At 63.9% G+C, this 16,769-nt stretch carries 17 protein-coding genes; 8 read left to right on the top strand and 9 right to left on the bottom strand.

From position 1 onward, the window contains the following. Positions 1–433 precede the first annotated feature (433 nt). From MTX23_RS19020 to MTX23_RS19030, 3 genes are all read left to right on the top strand, one after another. Positions 434–1,471, top strand: a complete 1,038-nt coding sequence (locus tag MTX23_RS19020; RefSeq protein WP_280971743.1) for a PrsW family glutamic-type intramembrane protease — start codon at positions 434–436, stop codon at positions 1,469–1,471. Between the two features lie 35 nt (positions 1,472–1,506). Continuing rightward, complete coding sequence (locus tag MTX23_RS19025; RefSeq protein ID WP_280971744.1) at positions 1,507–2,082, top strand: HdeD family acid-resistance protein; 576 nt, start codon at positions 1,507–1,509, stop codon at positions 2,080–2,082. A gap of 226 nt (positions 2,083–2,308) precedes the next feature. Continuing rightward, positions 2,309–3,394 carry a 3-deoxy-7-phosphoheptulonate synthase gene (locus tag MTX23_RS19030; RefSeq protein WP_280971745.1) on the top strand — a complete coding sequence of 362 codons (1,086 nt, stop codon included), beginning with the start codon at positions 2,309–2,311 and terminating at the stop codon, positions 3,392–3,394. A gap of 69 nt (positions 3,395–3,463) precedes the next feature. Here the strand turns inward: MTX23_RS19030 and MTX23_RS19035 are convergent, their stop codons facing one another. The 3 genes from MTX23_RS19035 to epmA form a co-directional block, all read right to left on the bottom strand. Beyond that, on the bottom strand, positions 3,464–3,709 hold the full coding sequence (locus MTX23_RS19035) for a hypothetical protein (RefSeq protein ID WP_280971746.1): 246 nt from the start codon (positions 3,707–3,709) through the stop codon (positions 3,464–3,466). 236 nt (positions 3,710–3,945) lie between these two features. Continuing rightward, positions 3,946–5,037: a lysine-2,3-aminomutase-like protein gene (locus MTX23_RS19040; protein WP_280971747.1), complete on the bottom strand. Its 1,092-nt coding sequence runs from the start codon at positions 5,035–5,037 to the stop codon at positions 3,946–3,948. Then, positions 5,034–6,086: an EF-P lysine aminoacylase EpmA gene (gene epmA / locus MTX23_RS19045; RefSeq protein WP_280971749.1), complete on the bottom strand. Its 1,053-nt coding sequence runs from the start codon at positions 6,084–6,086 to the stop codon at positions 5,034–5,036. The genes MTX23_RS19040 and epmA overlap by 4 nt, the downstream gene beginning before the upstream one ends. Before the next feature lie 394 nt (positions 6,087–6,480). Between epmA and efp the strand changes: the two genes are divergently transcribed. Beyond that, positions 6,481–7,047 carry an elongation factor P gene (gene efp, locus MTX23_RS19050; RefSeq protein WP_280978119.1) on the top strand — a complete coding sequence of 189 codons (567 nt, stop codon included), beginning with the start codon at positions 6,481–6,483 and terminating at the stop codon, positions 7,045–7,047. Between the two features lie 153 nt (positions 7,048–7,200). Continuing rightward, on the top strand, positions 7,201–8,775 hold the full coding sequence (locus MTX23_RS19055) for a M23 family peptidase (protein WP_280971750.1): 1,575 nt from the start codon (positions 7,201–7,203) through the stop codon (positions 8,773–8,775). A 187-nt stretch (positions 8,776–8,962) separates the two neighbouring features. On the opposite strand, the gene MTX23_RS19060 is transcribed toward MTX23_RS19055, so the two are convergent. Next, positions 8,963–9,442 (bottom strand): cupin domain-containing protein, encoded by a 480-nt coding sequence (locus MTX23_RS19060; protein ID WP_280971751.1) that lies wholly within the window; start codon positions 9,440–9,442, stop codon positions 8,963–8,965. 119 nt (positions 9,443–9,561) lie between these two features. Between MTX23_RS19060 and MTX23_RS19065 the strand changes: the two genes are divergently transcribed. Then, on the top strand, positions 9,562–10,470 hold the full coding sequence (locus MTX23_RS19065) for a LysR family transcriptional regulator (protein WP_280971752.1): 909 nt from the start codon (positions 9,562–9,564) through the stop codon (positions 10,468–10,470). A gap of 223 nt (positions 10,471–10,693) precedes the next feature. Here MTX23_RS19065 and MTX23_RS19070 read toward each other — a convergent pair whose 3' ends face one another. The 5 genes from MTX23_RS19070 to MTX23_RS19090 all read right to left on the bottom strand — a co-directional run bounded on the left by MTX23_RS19070 (position 10,694) and on the right by MTX23_RS19090 (position 13,965). After that, positions 10,694–10,975: a high potential iron sulfur protein gene (locus MTX23_RS19070; protein WP_280971753.1), complete on the bottom strand. Its 282-nt coding sequence runs from the start codon at positions 10,973–10,975 to the stop codon at positions 10,694–10,696. A gap of 48 nt (positions 10,976–11,023) precedes the next feature. Further along, positions 11,024–11,443: a DUF5602 domain-containing protein gene (locus MTX23_RS19075; RefSeq protein ID WP_280971754.1), complete on the bottom strand. Its 420-nt coding sequence runs from the start codon at positions 11,441–11,443 to the stop codon at positions 11,024–11,026. 437 nt (positions 11,444–11,880) lie between these two features. Next, positions 11,881–12,780, bottom strand: coding sequence for a dihydrodipicolinate synthase family protein (locus MTX23_RS19080; RefSeq protein WP_280971755.1), 900 nt, complete (start codon positions 12,778–12,780; stop codon positions 11,881–11,883). Positions 12,781–12,932: 152 nt separating this feature from the next. Further along, the gene (locus MTX23_RS19085) at positions 12,933–13,439 is read right to left on the bottom strand and encodes a cupin domain-containing protein (RefSeq protein ID WP_280971756.1); all 507 of its coding nucleotides are present in this window, start codon (positions 13,437–13,439) and stop codon (positions 12,933–12,935) included. A gap of 46 nt (positions 13,440–13,485) precedes the next feature. Next, complete coding sequence (locus MTX23_RS19090) at positions 13,486–13,965, bottom strand: carboxymuconolactone decarboxylase family protein (RefSeq protein WP_280971757.1); 480 nt, start codon at positions 13,963–13,965, stop codon at positions 13,486–13,488. Between the two features lie 74 nt (positions 13,966–14,039). On the opposite strand from MTX23_RS19090, the gene MTX23_RS19095 reads away from it, so the two are divergent. Both MTX23_RS19095 and MTX23_RS19100 read left to right on the top strand, forming a co-directional pair. Beyond that, positions 14,040–14,639, top strand: coding sequence for a MarR family transcriptional regulator (locus MTX23_RS19095; protein WP_280971758.1), 600 nt, complete (start codon positions 14,040–14,042; stop codon positions 14,637–14,639). 54 nt (positions 14,640–14,693) lie between these two features. Next, the gene (locus MTX23_RS19100; protein WP_280971759.1) at positions 14,694–15,929 is read left to right on the top strand and encodes a lytic murein transglycosylase; all 1,236 of its coding nucleotides are present in this window, start codon (positions 14,694–14,696) and stop codon (positions 15,927–15,929) included. Positions 15,930–16,769 lie beyond the last annotated feature (840 nt).

Genomic DNA, 16,769 nt, shown 5'->3' on the forward strand with positions numbered 1-16,769 from the left:
GTCGGTGTGTAAGCCCACCACGCCGCGATTCGCCCTCGCCAGGCGGCTTGCGAAATTCAGCGCGAAACGGTTGGACCCAGGCGTCCCAGAGCTACATGGTGTCGATGCTGTGGGCGCCGGCCGGAGCCCCGAGCGCGACGAGCGCCCCACGTGACGGAACAATTTTACCCAGCCGGAATACACTTTGTCGTTTGTCGGCGCCGCAAATTCAGGCGAGGCACATCCTTGACACGTATCATGCCGAAAGAGCTCGTGGAACCGGACCGAAGGTGGAGTCGGGGATCGACACCGTGGCAAAGCCGGTCACAGCGCTGGATCAAGCCTCAGCCGGGTCGGCCGACCCGATAGCCGTCGCCGATTTGCAATCTGCTGAACTTGCTGCCATTTCTTGGGCACGCATCGCTTTGGTGCCATCAAAGGGGCCATCCGGCTCATGTTGTTGCTTGAGTCGCTTCCGACTGTAATTGGCGCTGCCGCCATCGCACCTGCGTTGCTGGTGCTGTGGCTTGTCATCGCTGCCGACGAGCGCCCCGGACCGCCCACGCAGGTGTGGCTTGCTTTCGTGCTTGGCGCAGCCAGTATTTCGCTGCTTGGGCTGGCGCGGGTGCCGTTCAATGCGCTGCTCGCGATCCCCGGCGATCCCTGGATAACGCAGGCGATCCGCTCGCTGTTCGGCGTCGCCGCTCCCGAAGAGATCGTCAAGGTTCTCGTCATCGTCGCGATCTCCTCGCGGCGCCGTGCCTTTGCCGATCCGATGGACACGGTGGTTTATGGCGCCGCCGCCGGATTAGGCTTCGCCGCCTACGAGAACCTCGCCTATCTGGTCCAGCACAAGGACATGTGGCGCGCGCTGGCGGCCCTGCGCAGCGTCCTCACCGTGCCGTTTCACGGCTCGCTCGGCATCATCGCCGGGGCCTATCTGGCGATCGCGCGTTCGGGCGGCGCGCTCGGCGCACATCGTGGCAACCGCGACTGGGCGCGCATCACGAGCTGGGCGCTTGTCCTGGTCGCGCCGATCGCATTGCATGCGGCCTTCGATTTTCCGCTGCTGTCGCTGCAACGCATTCCCGACCTGACGCCGACCGCTCGGCTGCTCTTGGGCTCGGCGAGCGTGCTGATCGGCTTCGCCTCGATCGGATTTGCGGTTCGGCTGGTGCGGCGTGTCGGCAAGCATCACGCGCCGCGCACCGAGGTTGCGCGCGAGCGGCTGAGTCAACTGCGGCGGATGTGGGCGCTCCTGCTGATCGGTGGTGGTGCCGGCTTTGCCGGCGTCGCCTTCCTGCTCACCTCGCTCCACCACTGGTATGTCAATCCCGAGCGCAACGCGTCGTTCATCCTGGTCCCGATCGGCTTCACGTCGATCCTGGTCGGCCTTGCGCTCCTGGTCGCGACCGGCGCGGTCTACTTCCTCGGCCGCAGCCGGATGCGGACGGCGGCGGAGGGCTTTTCGTCGACGTCCGGTCCGAGTTAGAATCGCGCGCGAGGCGCGTCCCAGGAGATCTGCGAATGCCCCTGCCCAATGATCTCGACAAGCTGCGATCGGAGATGAGCGCTGCGGTCAAGCAACACTGGAAGGCATTCCTGTTCGAAGGCATCCTGCTGGTGATCCTCGGCATCGCCGCGTTGATCGTGCCGCCACTGGCGAGCCTTGCCGTCACCATTTTCCTTGGCTGGATGTTTCTGATCAGCGGCATCGGCGGGCTCATCGCGACGTACTGGGCGCGCAACATGCCGGGCTTCTGGTGGTCGCTGATCTCGGCCGCCCTCGCCGTTCTCGCCGGCCTGGTGCTGCTGGCGCGTCCGCTTCAGGGCGTGCTGACGCTGACCATTGTCGTCGGTGCCTATTTCGTCGCCGAGGGCGTCGCCACCATCATGTACGCGCTGGAACATCGTCGCGAATTGTCCGGGCGCTGGTCGTGGCTGGCCGTCGCCGGCCTGATGGACATCGTGATCGCATTCTTCATCATCGCGGGCCTGCCGGGCTCGGCGCAGTGGGCGCTTGGTCTCCTGGTCGGCCTCAACCTGATGTTCGGCGGGGCCACCCTGATCGGCATGGCGCTGGCGGCCCGCGGCTCCTCGTGATCACGAGCCGGTCGGATTTAGGGGTGACAAGCCAAGATCGATAGGTTATAGAGCCGCCCCATGATCACCGTCGCCACCAGCTATTTTTGGTACTTTAGCTACGACAGCTTGCTGGCGGCAGGAGGATCGCGCTCAATCTGAAGAATTGCAGCAGACGTCCGAAACAAGCCGCCAGACCTGGCGGCTTTTTTGTGTGCCGGCAGGTCCCAATCCCAAGGAGCCAGCCGTGTTGAGTACGACAGACGATCTTCGCATCAAGGAACTGAAAGAGCTGAGTACGCCCGAAGAGGTGATGCGGGAAATCCCGCGCACCCTGACGGCGACCCGGGTCGTGATGAGCGCCCGCAACGCCATCCACGCCATCCTGCACGGGACCGATGACCGCCTGCTGGTCGTCGTCGGCCCCTGCTCGATCCACGATCCCGCGGCGGCCGTCGATTACGCCGAGCGTCTCGCCGGCTTGCGCGAACAGCTTAGCGACCGCCTCGAGATCGTGATGCGCGTCTATTTCGAGAAGCCGCGCACGACGGTCGGCTGGAAGGGGCTGATCAACGATCCTAACCTCGACGGCAGCTTCGACATCAACAAGGGCCTGCGCCTCGCCCGCAGCGTGCTGTCGGCGGTGAACAATCTCGGCCTGCCGGCCGGCACCGAATTCCTCGACATGACGACACCGCAATACATCGCCGACTTGGTCTCGTGGGCCGCGATCGGCGCGCGCACCACCGAGAGCCAGATCCATCGCGAGCTGGCGTCCGGATTGTCCTGCCCGGTCGGCTTCAAGAACGGCACGGACGGCAATGTGCGGATTGCGGCTGATGCCGTGAAGTCGGCCTCGCACCCGCATCATTTCATGGCGGTCACCAAGGGCGGTCGTTCGGCGATCGCCGCAACGCGCGGTAATGAGGACTGCCACATCATCCTGCGCGGCGGCCGCGCGCCGAATTACGATGCCGCGAGCGTCGATGCCGCCGCGGTCGAGCTCAGCCGCGCCGGCGTTGCACCCCGCCTGATGATCGACACCAGCCACGCCAACAGCAGCAAGAAGCCGGAGAACCAGCCGCTGGTCGCCGCCGACATCGCCCGTCAAATTGCGGGCGGCGAACGGCGCATCGTCGGCGCGATGATCGAAAGCAACCTGGTTGCCGGCCGTCAGGATGTCGTTCCGGGCACAGCGCTGGTCTACGGCCAGAGCATCACCGACGGCTGCATCGATTGGGAGACGACAGCTGATGTCCTCAACCGGCTGGCCCAGGCGGTCGACGCCAGGCGAAACGCTCGCCGTGACGGCTTGAAGGAAGCCTCCGCCTGACGAGGTACCGAGGATTGAACGCAAGCGGCGGAGCGCACGATGCCGCGCTCCACCGTCCTCCGGCTCAGCCTAGCAGCCGCGGCAGATGCTCTTGATCTTCTTGTCGAGCGCCGCGTCTTCCTTGCTCGTCTGGCTGTTCGGATCGCTCAGATGCTTCTCGCTGGGAACGTCGCTGGCCCGCGGCTGTCGGTGCCCGACCGGCGCCTGGGGCAGCGGCCTGTCCTTCTGCATGGTGGTGACCCCGCCCTGCTGCGCCAAGGCCTGGGGCGCTCCAACCGCAACCAGCAACGCCATCGACAAAACTGTTTTTCGCATTTTGCGTCTCCGCCTCTAGCCCTTATTTCTCGCGCCCGGTCCGGGACGTCGATGATAGCGCAGTTGCGTCGCCCCTGTGCTGCGCAATCCTGCACCTTCCGTATATCGGCCATGGTGCCATGTAGCCAGATTCCCGCGGCGACCAGCACCACAAACAAGCCGAGCATCACAGCATTTTCGATCCCGCGGCGGCCCTCGTCCTCGGGCGGCTCCTGCCGTCCTTCCCCTGCGCTGGCTCACGATTCCGGCGGATACAGGTGAACGTCACCACAATAATCGACGACACGATACTGCCGTTCCGTGGAACCTTCACGTTCCCGGGAATCTGACTGCGACAAATAATCCGGCCCGATCGGCGCCTTGCCATGGCCGCCGGGAATGTCGAGCACGTAGTCGGGCTGGCACAGGCCCGAGACCCGCCCCCGCAAGGCGCGCATCAGGCTTTGCCCGGCCTCGATCGTGGTGCGCAGATGGCCGGTGCCCGACGCGAGATCGCCGTGATGCAGGTAATAGGGCTTGACCCGGCACTCGACAAAGGCGCGCATCAGCGCTTCGAGCGTCGCGGCGTCGTCATTGACCCCGCGCAGCAACACGGACTGGCTGACCAGGGGGATGCCGGCGTCAGCGAGGCGCGCACAGGCTGCACGCGCGTTCTCCGTCAGTTCGCGCGGATGATTGGCATGGAGCGCGACCCAGGTCGTCGCGCCATCCGGCCGCAGTGCCGCGATCACCTCTGGGTTGATGCGGGCTGGATCAGCAACTGGTACGCGGGTATGGATGCGAATGATCTTGACGTGATCGATCCGGGCGAGATCGGCCATGATCTCCGTCAGCCGGCGCGACGACAGCATCAGCGGATCGCCGCCGGTCAGGATGACCTCCCAGATCTCCGGACGCGCGCGGATATAGTCCAATGCCGCACGATAGGCGTCATCGGACAACGCGGTGGCCTTGCCCGGCCCGACCATTTCACGACGGAAACAGAACCGGCAATAGACCGCGCAGACGTGGACCAGCTTGAGCAGCACCCGGTCGGGATAGCGGTGGACGATTCCGGCGACCGGCGAATGCGCATCGTCGCCGATCGGATCGGCGTTCTCGCCAGGCTGCTCCACGAGCTCCTCGGCACTCGGAATGAATTGCCGCGCGATCGGATCGTCGGGATCGGCCGGGTCGATCAGCGCGGCAAGCTCCGGCGTCACCGCGACGGCATAGCGCGCAGCGACCTTTTCCAGCTCCGCCAACGCCTCCACCGGGGCGAGCCCGGCGTCGACCAGCTCGCGCGGTTGTCGCAGCGTTGCAGCAAGTTTGGGATCGATTCTGTTCATGTTTCTCCCGCAGGCGGTGTCCAGACCACCTGGTCAATTCTCGGCGCGCCGCTCGCCAGCATCACCAGCCGATCGAAGCCGAGCGCAACGCCGCTCGCCTCGGGCATCTGGCCGACCGCGGCAATGAAGTCCTCGTCGAGCGGATAGCGCTCACCGTAACGCCTGGCCTTCTCGTCCATTGCCGCGGTGAAGCGATCGCGCTGCTCAACGGCATCGGTCAGCTCGCCGAAGCCGTTGGCGAGCTCGACGCCGCAGGCATAGACCTCGAAGCGCTCGGCGACGCGCGAATCGCCGGCCTTGGCGCGTGCCAGCGCCGCTTCCGGCGACGGATATTCGAACAGCACCGTCAGACGGCCCTGCCCCAGATTGGGCTCAACATGCTCGACCAGCACCTTGCTGAAGATATCGGACCAGGTGTCGTCATCCGCAATCCGCACCCGCTCCCGCGCGGCCGCCGCCAGCGCCGCCCGATCACCCTCGCCGCCTGTGATTGTCGCCAGCAGATTGATGCCGGCAAAGCGATCGAAGGCCGCCGCGACGGTCAGCAGTTCCGGCTCGACGAAGGGGTCGGCGGTCTTGCCACGGAACGAGAACCGGCCGATCCCGGTCGCCTGCGCGGCGTGCGCGATCACCACGATCGTATCGGCCATGATGGCATCGTAGCCTGCATTGGCGCGGTACCATTCCAGCATCGTGAATTCAGGCAAGTGCAGATCACCACGCTCGCGATCGCGGAACACCCGTGCGAACTCGTAGATCTTCGGCTCGCCAGCTGCGAGCAGCTTCTTGCAGGCGAACTCCGGCGAGGTGCGCAGATAGCGTGTCGCACGGGAGCCGTCGGCCCGCGCCAGGTCGGTCCGGGGCGCATGCAGATGGGTCTCGTTGCCCGGGGAAATCTGCAGGATCCCGGTCTCGACCTCGGTAAATCCCTGCTCCTCGAACCAGGCCCTGAGCGCCTTCGTCACCACGCTCCGCGTCAGCAGGAACGGTTTGCGGTCGGCGTAGCGCGACGGCGTCCACCACGGCGAAGGGTTGTCCGGTCCGGTCATTTCGATCTCGCCCGATGCGACGAATCGCCATCAGCAACCGCCATCATTTGTTTAAGAGACAAATATAAGCCCTTGATATTGAAACGATTGCCTACGGACATGATCTTTGTCTCACGGGAGTGCGGCGACGTTTTTCCCTTCTTGTCGAAAGACGCCAGCCTTGTCCATGTGGCTGAACCCTCTCGAAGCCCGCGCCAAGGCGTCCAAAACCCCAGATGACACGGGAGGACGGCCCTGATTGGCCAGGATCGGAGACCTGCAATCTGCCGAAATCAGCCGCAAAAGGCTGGCATCTCAGGGACAAATCAGTATGTTGCAGCCCGAAATCGCCGCCAAGGCAGAGGGGTTGCCGATCCGGTTTGCGCCCGCGCCTCCCAAATTCAGGAAAACACCTTTGAAAGTCATCGCCAGTTCCATCCGCAAGGGCAACGTCATCGAGCAGGACGGCAAGCTCTATGTGGTGCTGTCAGCCGAGAACATTCACCCCGGCAAGGGCACCCCGGTCAGCCAGATCGAAATGCGCCGCATCGGCGACGGAGTTAAGGTCTCGGAACGCTACAAGACCACCGACCAGGTCGAGAAGGCCACCGTCGAGGACCACAACTTCAACTACCTCTATGAAGACGGCGACGGCTTCCACTTCATGAACGCCGAGAATTACGACCAGGTCCAGGTCTCCAAGGAGATCGTCGGCTCTTCTGCGCCGTATCTGCAGGAGAACATGACCGTGAAGCTCTCGCTGCATGAGGGCAATCCCGTCGCGATCCAGCTGCCGCAGCGCGTGACGCTGGAAGTCGTCGAGACCGAGCCCGTGACCAAGGGCCAGACCGCCTCCTCGTCCTACAAGCCCGCGGTGCTGTCCAACGGCGTGCGCACCGGCGTCCCCCCGCACGTGACCACCGGCACCCGCATCGTGGTGATGACCGAGGACGGTTCCTACGTCGAACGCGCCAAGGATTAGCGGCCGGCGCTTTCCGAAGCGAGCGGGCAGGTTCGCGTTAAGAAAACGCTTCAAAACAAGAATCTAAAACTTGGGTTCCGATTCAATCAGAACCTAATATGCATTAATCTCTCCGGCAGTCGCACATGAGCCCGGGGGGGGGGGGGGGGCGCGTTGGGCAGGAAGGTCGTCAGCTTCGCCGGTTGCTGGCTGGCAGCTTTGCTCTTCCCCCTGACCGGCGCGTCAGCCGGCGAGTTCAGGACGCCGTCAATCTCGGCCATGCGGGTCGAATGGCGTTCCGCGCTCAACCAGTTGCGGCAGGAAATCAACGCCCGGCCGGCCATCGCCTCCAGCTTCAGCTTTGCGAGCCAGCGCCGGGTCCCGGCCCACGACCCGCGCTCGACGCCGGCATTCGTGCAGTTGAACGCGGTGACATCGCCGATTTTCCCCGGCATCGCGCGCAGCCCCATCCCGGTGCTGCTGCCGTTCGATACGGCAAGCTATCTCGAGGCGCGGCAAGGCGGTGCGCCGGACAGCCTCCCCGTGTCTCGCTATCAGGCCGACTTCCGTGCTGCCGATCTCTTCCATGCCGGCCCATCCGGCTACGATGCCGTGTTCTCGCTCGACCCCGGCGCGACCGACGGCATGCCGCAGCGGACCTTTGCAAAGCCGGTCGAGGTCCAGATCTCGGGCTCAATCCTGGTCTACGACCTAGCTGATCGGCTGATCGGCAAAGGCGAGCCGGTCAAGGCGCTCGCCACGCAGTTCCCGGACATGCGCCGCTTCATCCGGGAAGGCTATGTCCGTTACGCCTTCACCCGGTTCGGAATTCCTTACGTCGTGTCGATCCAGTGCCTCGACAGCGCGCCGCGTCCGAAGCGGCTGGCCTGCCGCGAGGCCTATCCCGTCGCCGAACGCTTCCTGAAGGCTTTGCGCGTCGCCGGCGGCCAGTCATCGCGACCGCGCAGCGATCTCGCCGCCGACATCGCCGAACGGCCGGCGGCGACCTCGCCCGACTTCACCTATCGCCCGAGCGGCGACATCATCGCCAACAGCGGCGGGCACCATCAGGGCGGCCGCGCCGACTTCACCGTCTATTCGCAGATCCGCTTTCCGCTCGAGAAGGCGCCCGCCTTCGCCCATTCCCAGTCCTTTCCCAAGCACGGGCGTGGCGATGAATATCCCTGGCAGGACAATTTCTGCGAGGCGCGCAGCTTTGAAGTCGGGCAATGCGCCGGCGGCTATGGCCATCAGGGCCAGGACATTCGCCCCGGCGCATGTCCGCCCGGTAGCACGGACGGATGCAACCCCAAGCGGCAGGCGGTCGTTGCGGTGCGCGACGCCATCGTGATCCGCTCACCGCAGCAGCAGGCGGTCACGCTGCAGGTCAATACCCGCACCGAACATATCCGCTTCCGCTACATGCACATGAACCCGTCGGTGATGGATGCCGATGGTCTGCTCAACGGCCGCCGCGTGGTGGAGGGCGAGAGGATCGGTGTGGTCTCGAACTATCTCGATCATCCGAACGGCACGACGCGGCATCTGCATTTCGACGTCCAGGTGTTCACGCGCGACGGCTGGATCTGGGTCAATCCCTACACCACGCTCGTGTCGGCCTATGAGCGATTGATCCGCGGCCGCGGGCGCGAAATCGGCCCCGAGCCGGGGCTTGCAGCCGCCGTCGCCCATGCCCTGCCCGAGGACGTCACACGTCGCATCGACATCCAGGAGGGCGGCAGCAATTAGCTGGGCCGTGTCACCATAACCCCGGCGCGACGAAAGCCACGTCCGCTCTGCGCCGTTAGCGACCAAGCTCGCGCGGCGACGCAATATGTCGCGAAGGGCCAATTGCCGAAATCGCGACCCGCTCGGCAGAGAGCTGCTGATTTGTGCAAGGAAGCCGCAGCGTCCCCGACGCCGCGGCTTCAGACTTTCACGCCGACGGCGGTTTGATAGTTACACCGTACTTGGAAGCAATCGCCACCAGCCTTGGGGGGTCCGGCATGCCGCCACGGGTAGCGGTTTCGAGGTCCGCGAACATTTGATCAAGGCCGCAGCTGGGCGTACTGAGCATGAGGACGCGAGCGGTCTCGTCCCCGACATTGCGGAAAGCATGGTAGCGCCCGCGGGCACCGAAGAAAAAATCACCCGGACCGACGGTAAGCGGCGCGGCCTCGCCTTCTCGCTCGATCAGGATCTCGCCACTTAGGACATAGAAGGCCTCATCCTCGCGGCTATGCGTATGCAGTGGCGCCCCCGCTCCCGGCGGGATGATGGCCTCCCAAAACGACAGGGACCCGCCTGTTTCAGCACCCGTTACCTTGTAAATGTGGGTGACGCCCAACACGTTCAGTGTCGAACCGGCTTCAGGCTCACGCGAAAGGGCCGTAGCCGCAGCGAGACTGTTAGTCATTTCCAACCTCCTGTTCTCTGCCCCAATCATTGCGATCGCCAGATAACTAGCTCCGTTTGGGAAGTCTGATTAGCCGGTATTCTCTGGACTTGCCGTTCTGATTTCAGGACAATCGGCGGATGGATCCTCTCGACGGAATCGCTGCCTTTGTTCGTGTGGTCGATAGCGGAAGCTTTTCGGCGGCGGCGGCTCGCTTGAAGATTTCCAAGTCCGCGGTCAGTGCCCATGTGCAACGGCTCGAGAATCGCCTGGGCGTTCGCCTTCTGAATCGGACGACCCGTCGAGTATCCTTAACCGAGGCGGGCGCGGCCTATTATCGCCATTGCATCCGAATTCTCACCGAGGCTGAAGCGGCTGAGCAGGCAGCTGCTGCGCTCCAACACCAACCGCGCGGTACGCTGCGCATTTCGGCGCCGGACAGCTTTGGATGGATGCATGTCGCTCCAGCGCTTTCGGGCTTCTTGAGACGCTATTCGGAGCTTGCCGTCCACATCACGCTAAGTCCGGCCCATGTAAACCTCGTCGACGAGGGTCTCGATCTCGCCATTCGCATCGGTGTACTCGAGGATTCTCGGCTCGTGGTGCGCAAGCTTGCGCCGTCGCGCATTATTCTTTGTGCTGCGCCGGCTTATCTCGATGCGCGCGGAATGCCTCGCAAGCCAGAGGAATTGACACAGCACAACTGCATCTGCACGGCCCTGCTCCCGTGGGGCGGCGAATGGTCGCTTATAGGCCCACGCGGGAAGGTGCGCATGGCGGTGAGCGGGAGTTTCCGAAGCAACAGCGCCGAGATGCTGCGGGCGGCGGCTCTCGATGGCGTCGGCATCTCGGTGCTACCAACATGGGCTGCGGCCGAACCGCTGCGCACGGGCGCGCTCAGACGCGTACTTCCCAGATGGGAGCTGCCGGCCAGCGCCATCTACGCCGTCTATCCCGGCAATCGCCTGATGTCCATGAAGGTCCGCGCGTTCGTCAACCATCTCGCCCGCAGTTTCGGGAGACCGCCCTATTGGGACGCCAGCATCTAGCAAGCAGGAGGGCTCTGAACTGCCATCCGATTGCGTGCGGCCGCGAGCTGTTGCGGCGAAGCTGACGCCTATTGGGCCGATGAAATCCATGTTCGCGATGGCAGCGCATAGGGCGTACTAGCGAAGAGGCTGGGCAAGAATAGCGATCTCGACTATCAGGCGGGCGGCGCGGCGGCCGAACGCACTTGAGTAGCCAGCATGGTGGCAGTGGCGCACTTAAAAACTAATGGGCATTCTCTCGCGCCGCAAAATACTGGCACCAGCCATGAGGGGTGATCGGGCTCTGCACGACCTTGCAATGGTTGGGCGGCTCAAATTGCAGACAAATCTCGCAGCGTTGCTGGTCGTTTGGCGTAGTCTGATATTTGGCGTCGGCATGCGAAATCTTTTGTGCTTCGCTCAGTTCTGGCTGAGCGCGAGCAGGCCAGGTTACAGCTTCCGCAACCGAGGCAGCGGCGACGAGAGTTAGTTGCAGCATCCCGCGACGCGAGACGCTGCTTTCCATTATGATGATCCTCATGGGCACCGGCAGGTGAACACTTCCGGGTTTCTTTTACTTCGCGACGAGTTGCTCCTGCGCCTTCGGAACGTGCCAAAGCACGATGTGATAGTGCGGTTCAGGAACGCCGGGATGGCCTGCATTGTAGTAGATGCTGACGTGATCGACTTTCCCGCCTGGCGCCGCCAGATCATCCCGCTTTTTTTGCGCATCGAGGTCTTTGAGCGGGATCATAAAGATCGTGCTCACAAGCTTTTCCTGGTGGTCATAGGCGAGGAACGGCCCCTCGGGAAGAGTCTTGGGGTCGACATAAAGTGTGCCTATGCCCGGCAGGAAATCAGGTAGCTTCACGAGCTCGCTCACTTTCTTGTAGGGACCACCGGGCGGCGCTTTTTCGACCTTCTGAGCGGCTGCCGGTAGTGCGGACAGGACCAGGATGCCGCAGACTGCAACAACTCCAAGAATTCTACGCATGCGTTTGCTCCCGCTGTCTGTGCTATATAGCGCGTCCGCGATCCCGCGGCGCACAAGGCGCGGCCGATGGAAGGCCGAAGACACTTGCCAAATAGAGACTCGCTAAAATGAGATGACGTTCTCGCGGGCGGGTTCCCGCCGTCACTCAAATTTGATCCATGCGATGGCACTTCTGGCTTCGCCTGATGCGAGCAATGCATCATCGGAATACTGAGCCGAGATGCAATCGCACTACCGAGCGGAGATGCGCGCCTCCGGCGCTTATGCGAATTCCACGCTGATGCTCACCGCCGCGCGTTCCGCGGCACCAGAGAAGTGATGATTGCGTATCGCAGCAACTTCGACATACCGATGACTGCTTCGGGTCATTTTCGACAGATTCGGTCGGGCTGTCGGCTGGCTGATGTCCGCCTAGCCCCGAAAGCGACGAAGCCGATTCAACCAAAATCGATCTGTATTCCTGCCAATGTCTCCGCGACTTTCTTCTGCCCTTCCGCGGGCAGCGGCAGGATCGGACGCGGCGGCTCCGCCGCACAGATTCCCCTGAGATTGGCGATTGCGTAAACCACGCGCAGGCTTGAGAACGTCTTGAACAGGTCCCAGATCGGTTGCAGGCGCTGGTTGAGCCGTCGCGCCTCCGGGGCATTGCCGCTCGTCGCAGCGCGGACGATGTCGAGGCAGATCTTCGGGAAAATTCCCGCAAGAACGCTGTACCAGGTCTCGCCGCCGGCCAGCAGCGCCTCGGTGCAATTCCAGTCGGCGGCGTAACCCAACGAAAAGCCACTTGGGACGACGGCTCGCAACTCCGCGATATGGCGCGAGATGGCAGCAGGCTCCGGCGCCGGACTCTTCACCGCCACGATTCCATCCACACGGCTCAAACGACCGATCAAGGCCGGCGTGAAGCGGAAATGCGTGGTGCCCGGATTGTCGTAGATGCAAATCGGCAGCCGGCTCTCGCGCGCCACCGTCTGGAAATGCTCGAAAACCTCGTCATCCGTCAGCGGAGTATAGGAAACCGGCGCCAAAAGCCCTGCGGCCGCGCCGGCATCGCGCGCATCCTGGGCCAACCTCACCGTCTCGTCGGTGCGAAGCGCACCGATCCCGGCCAAGATCGGCGTCCTCCCCTCCGCCAGGCGGACAGCCGCCTGGACGGCGCGCCGCCGCTCGTCGCGACCGAGATACGGATATGAGCCTGTGCTGCCGAGCAGTCCGACCGAATCCACCTTCGCGGCAATCAGAGGTTCTACCAACGCTCCGAGAGCACCGACGTCGACCCGCCCGTCTCGATGCGATGGCGTGATCGGAAAAGCGGAAAGTCCCTTCAGATTGATCATCGGTTGATTCCTCTTCAGTAGCAGCGAAACACATATCCGGATTGACTGGACGAGAGATGATCCAGTTGCGATCGATCTCGGCCTCGAGATGGACCACCGACCCCCGTCACGCTTGCGCTAATAGCCGCCGAGACACGGCCTGCCGTCCACGACTATTCAAGCATCGTGGTCAGCTGTGCGCCCTCGTCGGCCACGAATACCGCGATCAATTCCGCCGGCTCCGTGGTGCTCGCATTGGCTGAGACGACGTGGGTGGAGCCCGGCGGCTCGAAGAAGGACTGGCCTACCTTGAAGGTCTTGATCGGCCCGCCGCCGAGTTGAGAGCGGATTTCGCCCTTGGTGATGTAGGCCGTCACCGAGCCGGCGTGACGATGCGGCGGGGTAAATCCGCCGGGACCGTAGAACACGCGCACCACCGTAACGCGCTTGCCAGGTACGTTCGGCAATGCATGCGAGCTGATGACCTCGACCTTGTCGAGCGGGGATGCAGCATTCGCGGTCGCGCACGGCGGCATGATGACCGAGGAGATCGCATCCATCGGGATCGGCAAGGCCTTGCCGATCGCCATGGCGCAGGCCAGTCCCGCAACGATCGCGAGCGAAACCGGCCGCGGCGACCGTATGGATGGAGGCGACAGCGTCGCGGCCATGATGCTCATCGGTTGTTCTCCCTGTTCTGTTGTCGCCCAATCTGCTCCTCACATCCTACGATGCCGCCGCGTCCGCCTTCTGCTTGCGCGGCGGCGGTGTCCAGCGATAGGCCGCGCCGAACCGGTTCCAGACATTGATCGATGCGATCGCCGAGGTCAGATAGGTCAGCTCCGTTTCGGAGAACTCCGCTGTCGCCTGCGCATAGACCTCGTCGCTGACGCCGTTCGGCAGCGTCGTCAACGCTTCGGTCCAGGCCAGCGCGGCGCGCTCGCGCGCAGAGAATTGCGGCGCCTCGCGCCACACCACGACGAGGTTCAGCTTGTCGGCGGGAATGCCGAGGCTCTCGCTCTGCAAGATGTGATACTGCACGCAAAAGGCGCAGCCGTTGATCTGCGAGGCACGAATCTTGATGAGTTCGATGAGCTGCTTGTCGAGCCCGGCCTTTGCCGCAAAGTGGCCGAGTGAACGCACGACAGCGAACACATCGGGCGCCAGCTTCTCGAAATCGGTGTATTCCTTGCGAGCATGTGACATCGGCTTTGCCTCGTGTTATCAGAGTCCTGATATCTTATAAGAGCACTGATATTGTGAGCAAGACATCGATGCCGATGAAGGCGCGCTTAGACGGCATGGCGGAGGTGCGAAAACGCGGAAAGTCCGGCGCCGCCGCAAAGCGGCCCGCGAGAGGCCGCAGCGGAAACAAGCCGGTTGGTGCCCGGAAGGCGCCTGCGGCAGCGCCGCCCTCCCCCCTCGCCGTCCCCCCGCCGCCCGGCCAGGGCAAACGCGGCGAGCAGGGCTATCTCGGCTACCTGCTGCGCCAGGCCCAGGCGGCGTCACGGCTGTCGATGGAGCGCGCGCTCGCCGGCCTCGGCGTCACCTCGCCGCAGTTCGTCGTCCTCACCATGCTGAAAGCCTATCCAGGCCTCTCCGGCGCCGACCTCGCGCGGGTCGCGATCCTGACGCCGCAGACCGTCAACGTGATCATCCGCAACCTCGAGCGCGACGGCGCGATCCGCAAGTCGCCGCACCCGGTCCACGGCCGGGTGCTGCAATGGACGCTGACCAGCCGTGGAACCGCGCTGCTCGCGCAATGCCGCCGCCACGCCCAGGCGCTGGAGCGGCGGCTGTCCGCAGGGCTCTCCGCCCATGAGGAACGCGTGGTCCGGCGCTGGCTGTCAAAAATCGCCACAGATTTGCAGGATAGCTAGCCACTGCGGCGGAGTTGCTTTGGTCCATTCGGAGCCCGCCGCTAGACTGGCCAAATGAAACAGCCTGATTCTCCGAACTCCCCCGCCCGCCGCACCTTTCTGAAGCTCGGGGTTGCCACAGGTGCCGTGCTCGCCAGTCCACTTTGCGCACTGGCGGCCGCGCCTCCAGGCTTTGACCAATGGCGCGACAATTTCCGCGGCCGCGCGCTCGCGAAGGGCATCTCGGACACGACCTGGAACCGCTGCATGGCGCGGGTCGAGCCCGACATGAGCGTGTTCAGGCAGATGCGCAATCAGCCTGAATTCCACGAGCAGATCTGGCAGTACATCAACCGCCGGGTCTCCGATTGGCGCATCATCCATGGCCGCGAGGCGCTCCGGAAACATGAGGCGCTGTTCGCCCGGATCGAACGCGACTTCGGCGTCGAGCGCGGCACATTGCTGGCGCTATGGGGTGTCGAGTCCGCCTATGGCGATCCGCTGGTGCAGCAGAACCACATGACGCCGGTCTTTCCCTCCCTCGCCGCGCTCGCCTGGAACGAGCCGCGCCGCAAGGCCTATTGGGAGACCGAGCTGATCAACGCGATGAAGATCGTCCAGCGTGGCTGGAGCACGCCGGAAGAGATGCGCGGCTCCTGGGCCGGCGCTATGGGCCATTCGCAGTGGATGCCGGAAGTCTGGCTCAATGTCGGCTTCGACTATGACGGCGACGGCAAGGTCTCCCCGTTCGGCCGGCCCGACGACGCGCTGGGATCGACCGCGAAATACCTCGTCAATCGCGGCAAGTGGCGCCGCGGCGAGCACTGGGGCTACGAGGTCCGTGCGCCCGGCGGCGGTGCCGGCGGCAGCCGCAGCTATGCGGCCTGGGTGAACGCCGGCGTGACGCGCGCCGACGGACATCCGTTCCCGCAGCCGAATGCATCGGCGCAGCTCTGGATTCCGGTCCAGGGCGGACCGGCGTTCCTGCTCGGACCGAACTTCTATTCGGTCAAGAGCTACAACCCCTCGATGAACTACGCACTGGCGATCTGCCATCTCGGCGATCGCTGCCTCGGCGGACCGCCCTTCATCCAGCCGTTCCCCGGCTCAGAGCGCGCGCTGACGCTGGCGGAAGTGCAGGAGATGCAGACACGCCTGACCAAGGCCGGCTTCAACACGGGCGGCACCGACGGCCGCGTCGGCAACGACACCATGAAGGCTATCAAGGACTATCAGATCAGGACCGGCCTTCAGCCCGCTGACGGCTATGGCGGGCTGAAGGTGCTGGCGCGGCTGCGCCAGGGTGGCTAGCACCGCTGCGACAAACGGTCTCGACGGGCAACTCAACAAAACCCGTCAAGCCCTTGGGCGAGAAATATTTCTGTTTTCCAGAAGTTCAACTCAGTGTATGAATGGCCCGTCTCACCCGCTTGAGGGGCGCTTCGCGATCGTCACGAGTGTTGGGTCGAGATGCGGTGGACGCCGAGCGCGTGACTGACGAGCGCACGCAAGGCGGACGGCGAAGTCGTGCAGGCCTGACGCCCTAGTGGCAGGTGTCTCCTTGCAAAGCGCGAAGCGCTTTTGCAAAGACGGTGACAACAAAGCCCAGTCTCGCCGGGGAGAGCACGTATAAGCCGTAAACCATCGCGCAGGGAAAGCCGGAGTGTTTCCGGTTTCACCTGTGGTCCTACCTCCCGTGCTTTCCATTTGCACGGGACCCATGGGTGCGATCGGCACCCGGCTTTCCCTGCGCCCTCTGCTCAAGAGAGGGCGAAACGAACGGCAAAAGCTCGGACAGATCATGTCGCGGGAACGCGAAGCCATATCTCCACGACTGTCATCGCCCGCGAAAGCGGGCGATCCAGTATTCCAGAGGCAGCAGTGATTGATCCGAGAGGCCGCAGCGTACTGGATACCCCGCATGCGCGGGGTATGACGGCGGGGCGATGGATTGCTTCCGCCCTCGCCAAGGCTTCGGCGGACAAGTCGCTTCGCCCGCAATGACGCGGAGAGAACTCCATCATGCCCGCGCAACGGCATTGCCGTTGTCGCTGGAGGAGGCCGCTCAACGGCCGTCTCGAAGCACGACGGCCACCCGCCGGGCCGCGCATCCTTTGAGACGCGCGTTCCGGGCTCAGGATGACGGAACTA

Origin of the sequence: Bradyrhizobium sp. ISRA436 (assembly GCF_029910015.1) — a bacterium.
Classification (GTDB): domain Bacteria; phylum Pseudomonadota; class Alphaproteobacteria; order Rhizobiales; family Xanthobacteraceae; genus Bradyrhizobium.